This is a genomic window from Pseudomonas sp. KBS0707 (assembly GCF_005937945.2).
GTDB classification, from domain to species: domain Bacteria; phylum Pseudomonadota; class Gammaproteobacteria; order Pseudomonadales; family Pseudomonadaceae; genus Aquipseudomonas; species Aquipseudomonas amygdali.
In genome coordinates, this window is the sequence record NZ_CP041754.1 from 2814042 (window position 1) to 2829096 (window position 15055).

Annotated in this window: 12 protein-coding genes and 1 pseudogene; 9 read left to right on the plus strand and 4 right to left on the minus strand. The window is 58.0% G+C overall.

From position 1 onward, the window contains the following. Positions 1–21: 21 nt before the first annotated feature. Positions 22–984: an L-arabinose ABC transporter permease AraH gene (araH, locus tag FFH21_RS13340; RefSeq protein WP_038820239.1), complete on the plus strand. Its 963-nt coding sequence runs from the start codon at positions 22–24 to the stop codon at positions 982–984. A 185-nt stretch (positions 985–1169) separates the two neighbouring features. Here the strand turns inward: araH and FFH21_RS13345 are convergent, their stop codons facing one another. Continuing rightward, entirely contained in the window at positions 1170–1412 is a 243-nt protein-coding gene (locus tag FFH21_RS13345; RefSeq protein ID WP_041924545.1) for a hypothetical protein, read from the minus strand. Positions 1413–1676: 264 nt separating this feature from the next. Then, positions 1677–2493, minus strand: a pseudogene (locus FFH21_RS13350) (sensor histidine kinase); the annotation flags it as partial. A gap of 129 nt (positions 2494–2622) precedes the next feature. On the opposite strand from FFH21_RS13350, the gene FFH21_RS13360 reads away from it, so the two are divergent. Further along, a complete protein-coding gene (locus FFH21_RS13360; protein ID WP_230383653.1) occupies positions 2623–3093 on the plus strand; it encodes a nitroreductase family protein in 471 nt (156 codons plus the stop codon). 44 nt (positions 3094–3137) lie between these two features. Here the strand turns inward: FFH21_RS13360 and FFH21_RS13365 are convergent, their stop codons facing one another. After that, positions 3138–4454, minus strand: a complete 1317-nt coding sequence (locus tag FFH21_RS13365; protein WP_011168626.1) for an APC family permease — start codon at positions 4452–4454, stop codon at positions 3138–3140. Between the two features lie 230 nt (positions 4455–4684). On the opposite strand from FFH21_RS13365, the gene FFH21_RS13370 reads away from it, so the two are divergent. Further along, a complete protein-coding gene (locus FFH21_RS13370; protein WP_041924804.1) occupies positions 4685–5545 on the plus strand; it encodes a CAP domain-containing protein in 861 nt (286 codons plus the stop codon). 50 nt (positions 5546–5595) lie between these two features. On the opposite strand, the gene FFH21_RS13375 is transcribed toward FFH21_RS13370, so the two are convergent. Then, the gene (locus FFH21_RS13375; RefSeq protein ID WP_011168629.1) at positions 5596–9090 is read right to left on the minus strand and encodes a hypothetical protein; all 3495 of its coding nucleotides are present in this window, start codon (positions 9088–9090) and stop codon (positions 5596–5598) included. A gap of 549 nt (positions 9091–9639) precedes the next feature. Between FFH21_RS13375 and FFH21_RS29970 the strand changes: the two genes are divergently transcribed. The 6 genes from FFH21_RS29970 (at position 9640) to FFH21_RS13400 (ending at position 15043) form a co-directional block, all read left to right on the plus strand. After that, on the plus strand, positions 9640–9801 hold the full coding sequence (locus FFH21_RS29970; protein ID WP_004660836.1) for a hypothetical protein: 162 nt from the start codon (positions 9640–9642) through the stop codon (positions 9799–9801). A gap of 122 nt (positions 9802–9923) precedes the next feature. Beyond that, positions 9924–10862: an FHA domain-containing protein gene (locus tag FFH21_RS13380; RefSeq protein ID WP_011168630.1), complete on the plus strand. Its 939-nt coding sequence runs from the start codon at positions 9924–9926 to the stop codon at positions 10860–10862. Then, positions 10859–11218, plus strand: a complete 360-nt coding sequence (locus tag FFH21_RS13385; RefSeq protein WP_004660832.1) for a hypothetical protein — start codon at positions 10859–10861, stop codon at positions 11216–11218. The genes FFH21_RS13380 and FFH21_RS13385 overlap by 4 nt, the downstream gene beginning before the upstream one ends. Next, on the plus strand, positions 11215–11553 hold the full coding sequence (locus tag FFH21_RS13390; protein WP_002553567.1) for a M48 family metallopeptidase: 339 nt from the start codon (positions 11215–11217) through the stop codon (positions 11551–11553). The genes FFH21_RS13385 and FFH21_RS13390 overlap by 4 nt, the downstream gene beginning before the upstream one ends. Next, on the plus strand, positions 11550–13733 hold the full coding sequence (gene sctV, locus FFH21_RS13395; RefSeq protein WP_011168631.1) for a type III secretion system export apparatus subunit SctV: 2184 nt from the start codon (positions 11550–11552) through the stop codon (positions 13731–13733). Before FFH21_RS13390 ends, sctV begins: the two co-directional genes overlap by 4 nt. Then, positions 13730–15043 (plus strand): type II and III secretion system protein family protein, encoded by a 1314-nt coding sequence (locus FFH21_RS13400; protein WP_011168632.1) that lies wholly within the window; start codon positions 13730–13732, stop codon positions 15041–15043. Before sctV ends, FFH21_RS13400 begins: the two co-directional genes overlap by 4 nt. Positions 15044–15055 lie beyond the last annotated feature (12 nt).

Here is a 15055-nt window from a genome sequence, read left to right on the forward strand (position 1 = left end):
AACAATAATAAAGAGGTGCATATGTCTACCGAATCCAGCCTGCAGGCTCCCCGTCAGGGCATGAACCTGCGTCGTTTTGCCGATGACTGGGTGATGCTCCTGGCTGCCGTGGGAATCTTCCTGCTGTGCGCCGTGTTCATCGACAACTTCATGTCACCGCTGAACATGCGGGGGCTAGGCCTTGCGATTTCCACCGTGGGCATTGCTGCCTGCACCATGCTCTTTTGTCTGGCGTCCGGGCACTTCGACCTTTCGGTCGGTTCGGTGCTGGCCTGTTCCGGGGTCATCGCCGGGATTGTTATCCGCGACACCGACAGCGTGTTTCTCGGTGTTTCCGCCGCGCTGGCGCTGGGGCTGGTGGTTGGTCTGATCAATGGCATCGTGATTGCCAAGCTGCGCATCAATGCCCTGATCACGACCCTGGCGACCATGCAGATCGTGCGCGGCCTTGCGTATATCTTCTCCAACGGCAAGGCCGTCGGCGTCTCCAACGAGGATTTCTTCATCTTCGGCAATGGCCAGATATATGGCGTGCCGGTGCCGATCCTGATCACCATCGCCTGTTTCATATTCTTCGGCTGGTTGCTCAACTACACCACCTACGGGCGCAACACCATGGCCATCGGTGGCAACCAGGAAGCTGCATTGCTGGCGGGTGTGCATGTCGATCGCACCAAGATCATCATCTTCGCGGTTCACGGGCTTGTCGGGGCACTGGCTGGCGTGGTTCTGGCTTCGCGTATGACCTCGGGGCAGCCAATGATCGGTCAGGGCTTCGAGCTGACCATCATCTCGGCTTGCGTACTGGGCGGTGTTTCGCTGAGCGGCGGCATCGGCATGATCCGCCATGTAATCGCTGGTGTGCTGATTCTGGCGATCATCGAGAATGCGATGAACCTGAAGAATATCGATACGTTCTACCAATACGTGATTCGCGGCACGATTCTGTTGCTGGCGGTGATCATCGACCGACTGAAACGCTGAACCTGTTGGCCGCTGCTATGGCATTGCTATTTAGTCGCGAGGGCATGAGCGACATGGATGGAGATGCAAGTAGCGGCTGAGTTCAGGGGGCTGATCACTTGCAGAGTGGACAGGTAACAACGGTATTGTTCTATAACAGTGCAGCCGCAAAGTGACTACTTTGCGGCTGTTTTTAACCGGTGCTTTTAGCCGCGAGGCGGGCAAGGGAGGCCGGTATCGTCACAGGCGTTGTTGATAGGGAAGCCGTTTTTCAGCCTTGTCGCTACTTGCAGTGGTGCAGATGTGGTGCGGGTGGCTTCAGTCTTGCCGGCCTCTTGCACGAGCGCATGTTTGCCATCGACAGCTGGTGTGGTTTGTATACCGGTGGCGGCAAATGCCGTGCCCTGCAGGCCGATGATTGCAATGGTTGTCACAACGAGAGCTTTCAATGCGGACTTTGCTGTTACTCGGTTCATGATGTTTTCTCTGCGTGGTTTAATGATGGGGTGGCTACAAATAACTGCATTAAAGTTGCTGAATAGCAGGTTATTGGCCACGTGAATAATGTATATTTTTTTTATGACGGTAAAGCTGTTTTTTGGCCTGTGAAAAAAATTTAACTTAGCGTGCTTGTTAATAGTGTCGCACCGTTAATCTCATGATGTTTCTCATGCCATTCATGACGCTGAAGTTATAGAGGCTTGCTGTCGAATTTACCGGTACTGCACTAGCCGAGTCTGGAAATCCAGCTCCGCTCTGGTGCCTAGCGTCGGCATCGACTCCAGGGTCAGCGTCCACCGAAATCGTTCGCAGATGCGCCGCACCAGAAAAAGCCCCAGGCCTTTCCCGGTGCCCGCTCTGGTCGGGTTTCTCAGCAGAGACAGGTAGTGGAGGGACGCCTGCGCAGTGTCGAAGCCTTCGCCCGAGTCGGTCACGCTCAATACACCGTCCTTGAGGCGCACGGTGATTGTTCCGTCATAGGTGTTTTCGGCAGCGTTACGCAACAGGTTGCCGATGGCAATGCGTAACATCGCCTCGGGCACTTGCAGGCAAAGCGTCTGGTGGATGTGCACCGAAAACTGCACGGGTTTGCCGTCCAGAAGGTGTTGGTGGTCCTTGACCAGGCCGGGCAACCGGCGGTCCAGTTCGACGGGGTCGTCTGGCGCTGAGGACATGGGCTCGCGCGACAAATACAGCAGCGCGACCATGATCTCGGTCAGGTTATCCACGGTTGCCCGCATGCGTTGAATCGGTGGCGCTGCGCACGCGGGTAGCGCTTGCCTGGCCAGCACATCCGGCGCGCCGCTGATCACCGCGATCGGCGTACGAAACTCATGACTGGCCTGATCGAGAAGGGCGCGTTCCCGGGCCATGAATTGCTCGACCCGTTCCAGATGTGCGTTTATACCGCAGGCAATGTCTTTTGAGTTCTTCCTGGTCGTATTGCACTGGCAGGCGTTGCGAAAGGCTTTCCGGATCGAGTTGCTTCATGCCTAGCGCAAGCGCCTGAACCGGGCGGTGCAGGCGCACAGCCTATGCCCCCTCCAGCGGGAACATGCAGCCTTATCAACTGCACTGGGTTCGCGATCCTGGGCTCAAGCGAATTTGGCGGTCGCTTGCAACGGCCAGAAAGCTGCAGCATCAGCGGCCGAGCTCATCGTGATCGTGGCGAGTCCTGCGCTGGGGTTGCGTACAGCCAACGCACAACTTGACCACGTTGAAGGTTCGTCTGTGTTGGGAACAGATTCGAAGGTCTACTACCGCAAACAGATAGGTATGTTTCAGAAGGTTCTCGGAGTGGGATCTTCTGTCTTGTGGTCGCCCATTGTTGCGCTTGCAGCGCTGATCCGACCGACCCTCTCGCTACTCCCCATCGGCCATATTGGCGGTCGGCAATGGGCGGCACGCAATGCCATCTTCGCAGCTCAAACCATCATGCTTGGCGCAGCCGCGAAGGGCATCGATACGTGCCCGATGGAAGGATTTTCAGGCGCGAAAGTTGCCAAACTTCTCCAGCTGCCACGTGGTGCCGTCATACCGCTGGTTATCGCTCTTGGCTATCGAGCAGACGATGCGAGAATCGAAGAGCGGTGGCGCAATCCGATTTCAGACATCGTCGTTACACACTGAAGTAAAGCCTGACTCACGCGCGTGGCATGCATCACAAATGCCGTTCAGCGCGGGTGTGAAACCAGCACTGAGCTGCCTAATCGGGTCAGTCCATAAAGCGCGACTCCGACAGCGAGCATCATGCCGGCACGCAACCAGGTTTCAGGGCCTTGCTGGGTCAGCAAAAGCAGGCAGGAAAGAATCGCCAATACCGGAATGACCCAGTGAACCTGAAAATGGCCGGCTTCGACCTTGTCGCGCTTGAGCACCAGAACTGCGATATTGACGCTGAGAAACACGAACAGCAGCAATAACACCACGGTTTCAGCGAGCGTGGTGAGGGTGCTGGTAAAGGACAGCGCGATGGCAACCACTGTGGTTGCGAAAATAGCCACGCCGGGTGTGCGCCGTTGAGGCAGAACCGAGCCCATCACCGCGGGCAACAGTCCTTCACGAGCCATCCCGAAGGTCAGTCTGCTGGCCATGATCATGGTCAGCAGTGCGCCATTGGCAACCGCAATCAGCGCGATCACCGCGAACCATGGGGCAGGTATCCCCAACCCTGAAGCACTGACGACATCCATCAGCGGGGCCTGCGAAGCTTTCAACTGTTCGACGGGCAGCACCATGGCCGCGCCCACGCCGACCAGCATGTAAACCACACCTGCAATGAGCAGTGCACCGAATAGCGCCCGTGGATAAATCCTGCGCACATCCTTGATCTCTTCGGCCAGGTTGGCAGACGTTTCAAAGCCCACAAATGAATAAAATGCCAGTAGCGATGCGGCAAGAATCGCGGTGGCGGGTGAGTTAGTGTCCAGTTCGAATACACGTTGCGGCACACCATTGCCCTGGCTGACGAACCAGACTGCGGCCGCAATCACCATTGCCAGCCCGCTCAGCTCAATCAGGGTCATTACCAGATTGGCCGACAACGACTCCTTGATGCCACGCGCATTCAACAGCGCAACAATCACCAGAAAGCCCACACATACCCACTGTGCGGGCCAGCTCACCAATGCCTGGAAATAGTCGCCGGCAAACGCGACCGCCAGCCCGGCCGCACTGGTGACACCTGCCGCCACCATGGAAAAGCCGACCAGAAACGACAGCAGTGGCTTGCCAAAGGCTTTTTCGGCGTACACCGCCGCACCGCCCGCACGAGGGTATTTAGTCACCAGTTCCGCGTAGGATGCAGCGGTCAGCAAGGCGAAGCACAGGGCAATCAGCAGGGGTGCCCAGATGGCTCCGCCGACACGTCCGGCGATGGTGCCTGCCAATGCATAGACGCCAGCACCCAGCACGTCACCGAGGATGAACAGTGTCAGCATTGGTGCCGTGATTGCCCGGCGCAGCGACGGAGTTTCGGGAGGAGTGGCCATGGTGAAAGAATCCTTTCTCGGCAGTTACAGGAGGTCTGTAAGGAAGATCGCGATGGTCCGGGTAAATTCAACGTGATCGCGAGAGGCCCGGATCAGCGGTGCTTTTTGCCGGAACAGGCATTTGAATAACCACTGCACTTGAACATGCAGCATGAACCAAGAGGCTTTTTCAGGGTCCTATTCGGGCCTTGAAATTCATGGCGTGCCTTTTCCTTTTCGAGTCTGTGTTCATGCCTGAATCGCACCGTTATTTCTGGCGCATGTGCGTGTACCTCGTGCCTCTGCTGCCCATGTACGCCAGCCATGCCAGTGCCAGTGACGAGCGACAACTGGTCCAGGCCATCAACGATTTTCGGGGGCAACCTCAGCGCTGCGAAGCACGGATGACAAAAATCTCCAGGGCGCTGACGCTCAACACCAGCGTAGCGTTGCCGATCAATTTCGCTGGCAGTTCACGTGATGCGCTCAAGGCATCCGGTTACCAGGCGGTCACTGTCCGGACCATACGACTTGCGGGTGCGCAGAGCGCTGGTGAGGCGTTCGGTATGCTTGAAAAACGCTATTGCGGCGCTTTGCTTGACCCGCAATACGCCGACATCGGTATCACTCGCGAGCGTGGCGACTGGCGTGTGGTATTGGCGAAACCGTTGATCGACGAAAGCCTGGAAGATGTACGCTCGGCTGGCCGCATACTTCTGGCGCAGGTCAATGCCGCGCGAGCCAAGCCGCGCATGTGTGGCAAGCAGCCGTTTCCTTCGGCCAGACCGCTGAGCTGGAACACGACCCTGGAAACGGCTGCACAGGGGCACAGCCAGTCGATGGCCAGCGAGAATTACTTCACGCATCGCGGCTTTGATAACGACTCACCGGCAGATCGCGCCCGTGCGGCAGGTTACGGCGGACGGCAGATCGGTGAAAACATCGCAGCAGGGCAGAGCACCGTCAGCAAGGCAATGGCCAGCGGGCTGGCCAGCCCGGGACATTGCGCCAACCTCATGAACCCGATGTTTACCGAGGTCGGCGCGGCCTATGCGACGGCTACCAACGCCGATTACGGTGTGTACTGGACCATGCTGTTTGGCGCTCCCTGATCAACCGAAAAGCCGCCTGAACGGCGGCTTGTCGAACATGTATGAATGGCTCAGACCTTCGAGCCGCTCCAGCGCGGTGCTTCTCTCAATTCGTCACGCTTCTGTTGATCCGGCGATTTGTGTGGCTCGCCGTATTCCACGTGTAACGTGTCATCAAGGCGGTTGGTGGAAGAGCCGCCTTCCTGCGGCGTTTCGTCTAAATGCTTCCACTCGGCACTCTGGAAGCGGAACAGGCTGTCGTCTTCAGGCGCTTCGCGTTCGCGATAGTGGTGGATCGAGTAGTGTGCATATTCGACCTTGTCGCCCCAGTCGGACTGCAGCAAACCGTCTGCCGCCAGATCGCGATACCAGTCGTTTTCCTTTTCGGATGCTTTCTGCTTTTTGTTATGGTCGACGAAATAGCCAATGATCCCGCCAACGACAGCAATCACAACGCCGACGAGGAAGAATGGCCCGGCCAGCGCGGTGGCCGCCGCGCCGCCTGCACCCACCAGCGCCGCGGTTCCCAGTACGCCGGCTGACGCGCCGAAGGCACCGCCGGCAATTTGCAGGCCGCCTGCAGCCTGAGCGAGCTTGTCACCTGACTTCACGCCGTCCTTGATGGTGAATGCACCCAGTACGATATCGGCAAAACCACCAGCCAGATCCGTTGCAGGCCCCAGCACTTTGACGACTGAGCCCGCGATTTTATTGGCAGTTCCAGAGGGCAGTTTGGCCCCTGAAGCCTGCACGGCGTCATCCAGCCGCTGGGTGATGCCGCCCATGGCCTGGCGTTCCGCTTCTGCACCGCCAGCCATGTCGCCCAGCGTCGAATTGAGCCGATATTCATCAGTCGCATCCAGTGCAGTGCGGATCTCGCTCAGGTTGCTTGCGGAAATGCCGCTGACCCTGACTTCCTTGGCCTTGCCAAAGCTTTCCTTGCCCCAGATCTCCGGTAACGTCTTGTCCAGCCCCAGCATGTCCACCAGGCCGCCTTTGCCCATCAGGTCGCCAACCTGATCAGCCAGACGTACGAAATGGCTGGCACCGCCGGCAAAGCTCAGAAAGTCCTTGGCAATGCCCAGGCGCTGAATCGGTGTCTCGCCTAGCTTGCCGCCGTTGCCGACCAGTTGATAAATCGCCGAGAACAGCGACACGCCTGCTGCAACGGAGCCCATGACGCCTTTGCTATTGAGCGTATTGAAGATTTCGCCCAGTTTGCCGCGATCAGCGACCGGTATGTAGGGTTTGGAAAGGGCTGTCTTGATGTCTGCTTCGCTGACCTTGTCGTTTTTTTGATAGGCATCACCGACCTCCTTGAGCGCTTTGGCGATGTCTGCGGGCTTGGCGTTGCCCACGACACCTTCCTGAAGGAATTTTTCGAAGGTGGGCTGCAGGAAGCGCGGCATATCGACCAGAAAGCCCTTGAGCTCTGCCTTGAGCAGGCCGAACAGGTCCTTGGTGGCAAGGGCGTTATTCTCGTCGCTGATCTTCGACGGGTCGGCGACCAGATCGTTGAGATCGCTGGTCAAACCGTCGGCCTGAATAGACTGTGCCGCCTTGCTGGCGCCTTCTGGATCGACCAGTGCAAGTGAGGACAAGGTGTCGCTCAGGTCTTTCTGCGCCTCTTGGCCAAGGCCCTGCTTTTTCAGGTCCTTGAGGTAAAGTACGTAATCGGGATTGGCGGTTAGGTCGAGCAGCTTCTGCTTGATTTCGTCCTTGTTGGGCAGTTTGCCCAGTGCATCGGTCATCTTGCTCTGGTAGTCCTGCTGCACGGTAGGATCAGAGAACAGTGTGGTCAGTTGTTCTTGCAGCTTGCCGCCATCAATGATGTCGTGCATGTCGGCCGAACTGAGTTGGGTCTGTTTGCTGTCGAATTCGCGCCAGGTGCCGCCGAAAGCGCCTTTGGCCTCTTCATAACCGGTCAGGCCGCGACCGTTGTCATAAGCAGCCTGCGCCTCGATTGCCCTGACCAGTTTTGCGCGAGGGTCATCCTTGGCAATATCCCCTTTGTTCACACCGTCGCGGTATTGGTCGAGCAGTTCCTTGGTTGCCAGTTCGCCGACGTTCAGCTCTTCGGAATTCTCGTCATCCTTGTCGGCTTTCACGCCGGTTTTCTGCCCCATCAGATCCAGCTCGGCCACGGGCGGCAAGTTATGCCGACTGCGGGTTTCACCGATATTGCCGGTGCCCAGCTCATTCCATTTTTCCACCACGTCATCGTACAACTGCGGGCTGGAATCCTTGGAGACGATGAACTTGCCATCGCCGTTCTCGAAACGAATCAGACCCGCGCCTAATTCGTCCGGTGAACCGATGGTTATGTCCTGATTCTTCAAAAAGTCATGAGGCTCTGCCAACGTGTAACCTTCTTCCCGGCTGCTGTTGATCTTGTTCCAGGCGTCATGGAGGGTGGTTACTTTGTCGAATAGTTCAGGAGTCAATGCTTCAGTGACGACAATCCGCTCACCGCTCTGATTCTGATAGCTGATCTGGCTTCCTTCCTGGCCAGACACCCAAGTGAACTGTGTAATGTCGTTCAAGCTGGGAATGGGGGTGTTGCGGTCAGCAAGAATCTGCCCTTCGTTGACTGCTGTTTCCATCGCAGTTCTTTTTTGCGGGTCCGACACTATGGTTTGCAGCGCTGCCAGATAATCGAACAACTTCGGATTGTCGTCACGGGTGACCACAACCTTCTCTCCGTTGTGCTCGTAACGGATAGTGTCCGGGCCGACCTCATTCAACGGGCCGACGGTGGTGCCGAATACGGGTGGCCATACTTCGTTGTCACCCGCCCTGCGATAACCTTGCGCTTCGCTCGTGTTCAGCCCGGTCAGGGTATTGAAAGCGTCTTTGGCCGCGCTGTACAGCTCAGGATTGTCGCTCTTGGCCACGACGATTTTATTGCCGTCACGGTCGACATAACGCATCACGCCCGGCCCGACTTCATCCACCGGACCGACCACTGCAAAGTCTGCAATGTTTTCCGGCGGCTTTTCGTCCGCGCCTGCCACCCTGTAGCCTTCGCGCTGACTGCTGCCTACGCCGGATAGCGATTTGAAATCCGATGCCACCTGTTTGAAGAGTTCCGGGTTCTGTTGCTGCGAAACGATGACCTTGCTGCCATCGGCGGCTTCATAGCGAATCAGCCCCGGCCCCATTTCGTCCGGTGCTCCGATACGGGCATAGCCGCTCAGAGTCGCTGGCGCGGCAGCATCAGCCTTGGCTGGGGAGTAGCCAGCAGCCACACTGGCCCTGAAACCTGCCACTCGGGGTTGGTCTTCGACGACCTGACGATAGAGCTCCGGGCTGGTGGATTTGCTTACCAGTACCTGATCGCCTTCCTGGGGGACGTAGCGCACTGTGTCAGCCGCCACAGTGCCGGGCTTTTCTATCGATGCGTAACTGCCCAGCGCAGGTGCCTTTTCGTCTGCGCCCGCTGGCCGGTATTGGCCGCCATTGCGGTTGCTGGTCTGCAGCACCTGGTTGAATCGCGTTCGGGCATTCGCGCCCGGTGCGGGTGGCGGAAGAGGGCCAGGCACCGGGCTGATCGTGGACGTCGACATAGCATATAACTCCTGTTGTTAACCGCTGGACGTGGAGCAGGCGACTCAATAATTGAGTGCCGCGAGGCGAACGAAACCCTGTGTCAATGACGAACTCTTTATTCGCTTAAATAGTTTGAACGGCGTCTCGTTTTCAAATCAAAAGAACAGGGTTTATGGGTCGACACTATCATTCCGACAAGTGAAGTGGCGGATCGCTAATCTCTTTTCACAACAATTCACACGCGTCGATAAATAATAAAGGCTCTGGCGAACACCCCGTAAACGTTGGAGCCCCGTCTCGTGGTACATAAAAAATTAATATCACCAGAAATAAACCAGAAATAAATATCACTTTGATATCACTGTTGGTTTGCGGTATTAATTTGTTGTGAAATCTGATTTCACAACATTTCACAGCATCGAACAAGTTTCGCTGATTACTATTAATTGGCAGCGCGGCAAATAGCTTAGTGTCTCTGCACCGTGTTGTGTAATGGCACATTGACCTGCTCTTTAGCCGGTTGTTAATCAGCAGATAGATCCCTACTCGAAGCAAGGAGAAACAACATGAGTTCGACTCCACCCGTAAGCTCCGGCAATTCAGACGCAGCAATCGATAAAATGTCGGCGACCTTTGATATGGCTATCGAGAAATCGGCCAAGATCACTGAAATCTCCACTGCCAAGAAAGCAGAGCTGGATGCTACCAAGCAACGTCCACAGAACTGACGTTGTCATGCAGGCAGCGCTACAGCTGCCTGCATTCACTGCGCATCGAAATTCTTCCGATCGACAGTTTTGCCCGGCTTTGACATGCCGTTTCCGGTAGATCACACGGTGGTGACTCGATCATGGCAGCCTTGATCTCATTGAGCGGAACGCCCGACGCTTCTGTGCAGGAAAGCGGCGTAGCCCGGCTCGAAATTCTTCATGGTTTGCATCAGGGCGTTTCGCTGCTCCTGGACAACCCTGTCTATGTGATTGGCAGTGCTGCTCCGGCCGACCTTGTGCTGGGCGATGCTGATGTGGCCGAGCAACATGTTCGTCTGCGATTCTCCGTCGAACACGTCGCAATAGAAGCCTTGGGCGACGATGTGACGGTTTTCGACAGCCTTGGCCAACGTCGGGTTGTCAACGTCGGCCATGGTCAACGCATCTCCTTGCCTGTCGAGTTGCTGGTCGGACAGAGCAGGCTGTGCTTGCGCAGCACACAAAGTGCCCGACCCATCCCCGCTGTGTCCCGCCGCCTGGTGCTGCTTAAATGGCCAGCACTGGCTGCACTTTTGTTGCTGGTGACATGTGCCACTGCATTTGCTTTTCGTGCACCTGCCGAGTCGGCCCGGCACTCCATTGCAGATTCCGTCCCTGGTTCGTCAACGCCCGTCAAGAGCGCCCCCACACTGACCCAGGCCCGAAGCTGGCTTGAGGGTGCGCTGCAGGACGCCAGGCTCACGCAATTGCGGGTTGAGGAACAGGGCGGGCAGCTCAGTGTTGAGGGCGCTTTTCCCGCTGCCCAAAAAAGCAGTTGGCTGCAGATTCAACAGGCCTTTGATACTCGGTTTGGCCAGCATATTGTCTTGACGCCCAACGTGCAGGCAAGCACGGCGCTTGCGGCACCTCGCGTGCGTTTTCAGGCGGTGTGGTTCGGTCGCAATCCCTACGTGATCGATGAGCATGGAAAGCGTGTCTACCCCGGCGCACTGTTACCCGACAACTGGAGGCTGGAGAGCATTGAGGGCAATCAGGTCCGCCTTGTACGCGGTGATGAAAGGTTTGCCTTCACTTTATGAAAGTCGATCTGCGGCCCGTAGCGCCGCCTTCAGCCGATTCTTTGCCCGCTGTCGAGCGTGTTGCTCCGGCGCAGCCGCGTCAGGGAACCCGTTTCGAAGCGCTGCTTGATCAGCGCGAGCGCAAGGTTCGTCGGTCGTTGCGTGGCGAGCTGGAGCAGACCGGGCAGGCTTCTGGTGTCAATGCGCAGCTTTTTGGCACAGCGCGTTCGCTACAAGTACTGCGCTATGTGCTGGACGAAGTATTACCGGCACTGGACGCCGAACCGGAGATCCGCGAACTCGCCGAAGACGTGATTCGTGAAGAGATCGACATGCGGCTGCTATTGGAACAGCAACGCGCCGAGGTGCAGTCATGAGCATCAGTCAGGATCGCGAATGCATAGAGTTGCTCCACGGTATGGGTGATCTGTACCGGCGCAGTGGCCAGCCACAACGTGCACTGGTGATGTTGCTGATTGCGATACAGCTGGCACCGACGAACAGTGCGCTGCTGCACAGCCTGGTGCTGGCGTTCACCGACAGCGGAGACACCGACCGGGCCATTGCGGCACTCGACAGGTTGGTCGAGCAGCAAGGCGAGAGCGCCGCGCTGCTTCTGTTGCGTAGCCGCGCGTTGTGGAAGGCCGGCCGCAAGGACGACGCGCGGCAATGCTTCAGACGCTACCTGGAAGCCCGGAGGGCTGCGCAATGACCCTCATGAATGCCCTGAATCGCCTGGCGGTAACTGCGTCTAAACGCACAGATGTGATCATCGTTGCGTTCATGCTGATGGCTATTGCGATGATGATCATTCCGATGCCGACTTATCTGGTGGACGCGCTGATCGGAGTCAACATCGCCCTGAGCCTGCTGATTCTCATCGTCGCGTTCTACATCAACCACTCTGTGGAGTTTTCCGCGCTGCCGCCGCTGATCCTGCTCAGCACGCTGTTTCGTTTGTCGCTCTCGATCACCACCACTCGCCTGATTCTGCTGGACGGCAATGCTGGTCATATCGTCAAGGCGTTCGGTGATTTCGTGATTGCCGGTCAGGTCGTTGTGGGGCTGGTCGTATTTCTGATCATTACAGTTGCCCAGTTCGTGGTCATTACCAAGGGTGCTGAACGGGTCGCCGAAGTCGCTGCGCGTTTTACCCTGGATGCGATGCCCGGCAAGCAGATGAGCATTGATAACGACTTGCGCAACGGTGACATCGACCCGTTCGAGGCCAGACGTCGTCGTTCACGCCTGGAGCGTGAAAGCCAGATGTTCGGAGCTATGGACGGCGCCATGAAGTTCGTCAAGGGTGATGCCATTGCCGGGTTGGTGATTCTGTTCGTCAACCTGCTGGGCGGCATGATGATCGGCATGGTCCAGCGCGGTATGCCGTTCGCCGAAGCCGCGCATGTCTATTCGTTACTGACCGTCGGTGACGGGCTCATTGCGCAGATCCCGGCACTGTTGATTTCCGTAGCCGCAGGGACCGTGGTGACCCGCGTCAACAGCGACGGCGAAGAGCGTGACCTGGTCACCGAGATTGTCAGGCAGCTGAGCGCCAGCCATCGTGCGCTGGGTCTGACTGCGCTGATTCTGCTGGGCGTAGGCATGCTGCCGGGGTTTCCGTTGCTGGTGTTTGTCGGTCTGGCCGCCGTGCTGGGCGGCAGCGCGTTTGTGCTCTGGCGCCGGGATCGTCGTGCCGCCCGGTCACTGGTCAAGGACGAGCTGCAAGAGCATGAAACGATGGCCGAGCCCGGGGCATCCTCTGGCGCTTCCGGGGCTTCGAACGATGCCGCGGAAGATGCCTTGGAAAGCGCCGAGCGGCCACGCGACAGCCAGGTGCTGCTGAGTATCGGAACCGGATTGGCCGAGGCCGCCCCGTTGCAGCCTCTGCGTCAGCGTATCGAAGCGTTGTGTCACGACATTCGTATCAATCTGGGTGTCGAGGTGCCGCTGCCCGAGGTTTATCTGGACCGCAGCCTGCCAGTCGATCGTTTCCAGGTCGAGCTTGAAGGTGTACCCGTCAGTGAGGGCGAATTCAGCGGCATGGCGCTTTTGCTGCAGGACGATCCGGTGCATGCACAACTGGTTTCTGTCGAAACCTTTGAAGCGCCTTCGCCGATCGGTTCCCGTCCCGGCCGCTGGGCAGGGCGTGAGCACGCGGACCGTTTGCAGGACGCCGGTATTGGTTTTCTGTTCGCCGATGAAGTGTTGCGCGAAGTACTGGACCGTACGTTGCGCCGTTATGCCGCCGACTTTCTGGGTATTCAGGAAACCCGCCTGATGCTGGAACAGCTTGAGGGTAAGTACGGTGAGCTGATCAAGGAAGTGCTGCGCATTCTGCCGCTGCAACGTATCGCAGAGGCCTTGCGTTTGCTGGTCTCTGAAGGGGTATCGATACGCAGCCGTCGCGGCCTGCTGGAGTCGATGGTGGAGTGGGGCAGTATTGAATCTGACGCGGGCAGACTGACCGAGCATCTGCGCGCAGGACTTGCGCGGCAGATCAGTCATCAGTATGCCGATCGCAACCGGGTGATCAGCGCCTTTGTACTGGCACCTGCGCTCGAAGAACAACTGCGCGCCACGCTGGCTCGCCAGGAAAAGAGCCGTGATTCGCTGCCCGATGACATCGGCCGGACCGTACTCGTACAGCTGCGTCGCCTGTGCGACATGCTGCCGGAACATGATTTGACGGTGTTGCTTGTGCATTCGGAGCTGCGTCGGTGTATGCGCCGTCTCATCGTGCGCGGCGAGCTGCAACTGGCGGTTCTGTCCTTTCGTGAACTGGCCAGTGAATACAACCTTCAAGCGGTCGGCACTGTCAGCCTGACCGATGTCCTTGCACGCCCGGAATCCAGGGCCGGTGCTGTCACTCCTCTGGCGACTGCCTCATGACCTCAGTAAGCGTAATCCGGATGTTTCTCGTGGGTGTGGGCGCGTTGCTCATTGGCACAGGTTCATTTGCCGAAAACATTGCCAAAGGAGCCAAAGGCACAGTCGATCTGGCCATCGGTGAAGGCCGCGTTCTGCATTTTTCAGCCCCCGTGGACTCGGTGATGGTGGCCGAGCCGGGTATTGCCGACTTGCAGGTGGTGTCACCCGGCGTGATCTACGTGTTCGGCAAGGCCGCAGGGCAGACCAGTCTGATTGCCCTGGACAGCGACGGCCGGGAGACCGCTGCGTTGAGTCTGGCGGTAAGCAGCGGCACTGCTGCTGTGACACGCCCGCTCAAGGCGTTGCACCCGCAGAGTCAGGCGCGGATCAATGCCTCCGGCAGCCGGGTGATTGCCAGTGGCTCCGTGCAGGATGTCGGTGAAGCAACCGATCTTAATGCCTTGCTGAGCACCGAGGGGCAGAACTTTCAGTCGACGGTAAACAGTGCCACTTACGCAGGGTCGGCGCAGGTGAATATCCGCGTGCGTTTCGCTGAAGTCTCGCGCTCCGAGCTGTTGCGCTATGGCGTGAACTGGAATGCCTTGTTCAATAACGGCACTTTTTCATTCGGCTTGCTGACGGGGGGCGCTTTGGCCGCCGATGCAGCGGGCGGCGCATCGAACGTAATCAGCGCCGGGCTTGCGTCGGGCAATGTCAACATCGACGCGATGCTGGAGGCGCTGCAAAGCAACGGTGTGCTCGAAGTTCTGGCCGAGCCGAACATTACCGCCATGACCGGGCAGACTGCGAGCTTTCTGGCTGGCGGTGAAGTGGCAGTGCCGGTGCCGGTCAACCGCGAAGTCGTCGGTATCGAATACAAGCCTTACGGCGTGTCGTTGCTGTTCAGCCCGACGCTGCTGCCCAACGGGCGCATTGCGTTGCAGGTGCGTCCCGAGGTCAGCAGCCTGATGAGTACCACCACACTGGACGTTAACGGCTATCAGGTGCCGTCGTTTCGGGTACGGCGTGCCGACACTCGTGTGGAAGTCGGCAGTGGTCAGACGTTTGCCATTGCCGGGCTGTTCCAGCGTGAAAGCAGCCAGGACATGGACAAAGTGCCGATGCTGGGCGACATGCCGATTCTGGGCAATCTATTCCGCTCCAAGCGCTTTCAGCGCAACGAAACCGAACTGGTGATTCTGATCACCCCGTATCTGGTCGAGCCGGTCAAGGATCGCGTGGTGGCGACGCCGCTGGACAAACAGCGCGCCGCCAGCACCGCGTCGGCAGGTCCGCGCAGTGGTGGCGCATTCGTCTTTTACATGAACTGAAAGGGAATGGCC

What these genes read in the sequence shown, in the direction of transcription:
- araH (WP_038820239.1), top strand. Translation starts at nt 22, where the DNA reads ATGTCTACCGAATCCAGCCTGCAGGCTCCCCGTCAGGGCATGAACCTG.
- FFH21_RS13365 (WP_011168626.1), bottom strand. Translation starts at nt 4,454, where the DNA reads ATGGCCACTCCTCCCGAAACTCCGTCGCTGCGCCGGGCAATCACGGCA.
- FFH21_RS13370 (WP_041924804.1), top strand. Translation starts at nt 4,685, where the DNA reads ATGCCTGAATCGCACCGTTATTTCTGGCGCATGTGCGTGTACCTCGTG.
- FFH21_RS13375 (WP_011168629.1), bottom strand. Translation starts at nt 9,090, where the DNA reads ATGTCGACGTCCACGATCAGCCCGGTGCCTGGCCCTCTTCCGCCACCC.
- FFH21_RS29970 (WP_004660836.1), top strand. Translation starts at nt 9,640, where the DNA reads ATGAGTTCGACTCCACCCGTAAGCTCCGGCAATTCAGACGCAGCAATC.
- FFH21_RS13380 (WP_011168630.1), top strand. Translation starts at nt 9,924, where the DNA reads ATGGCAGCCTTGATCTCATTGAGCGGAACGCCCGACGCTTCTGTGCAG.
- FFH21_RS13385 (WP_004660832.1), top strand. Translation starts at nt 10,859, where the DNA reads ATGAAAGTCGATCTGCGGCCCGTAGCGCCGCCTTCAGCCGATTCTTTG.
- FFH21_RS13390 (WP_002553567.1), top strand. Translation starts at nt 11,215, where the DNA reads ATGAGCATCAGTCAGGATCGCGAATGCATAGAGTTGCTCCACGGTATG.
- sctV (WP_011168631.1), top strand. Translation starts at nt 11,550, where the DNA reads ATGACCCTCATGAATGCCCTGAATCGCCTGGCGGTAACTGCGTCTAAA.
- FFH21_RS13400 (WP_011168632.1), top strand. Translation starts at nt 13,730, where the DNA reads ATGACCTCAGTAAGCGTAATCCGGATGTTTCTCGTGGGTGTGGGCGCG.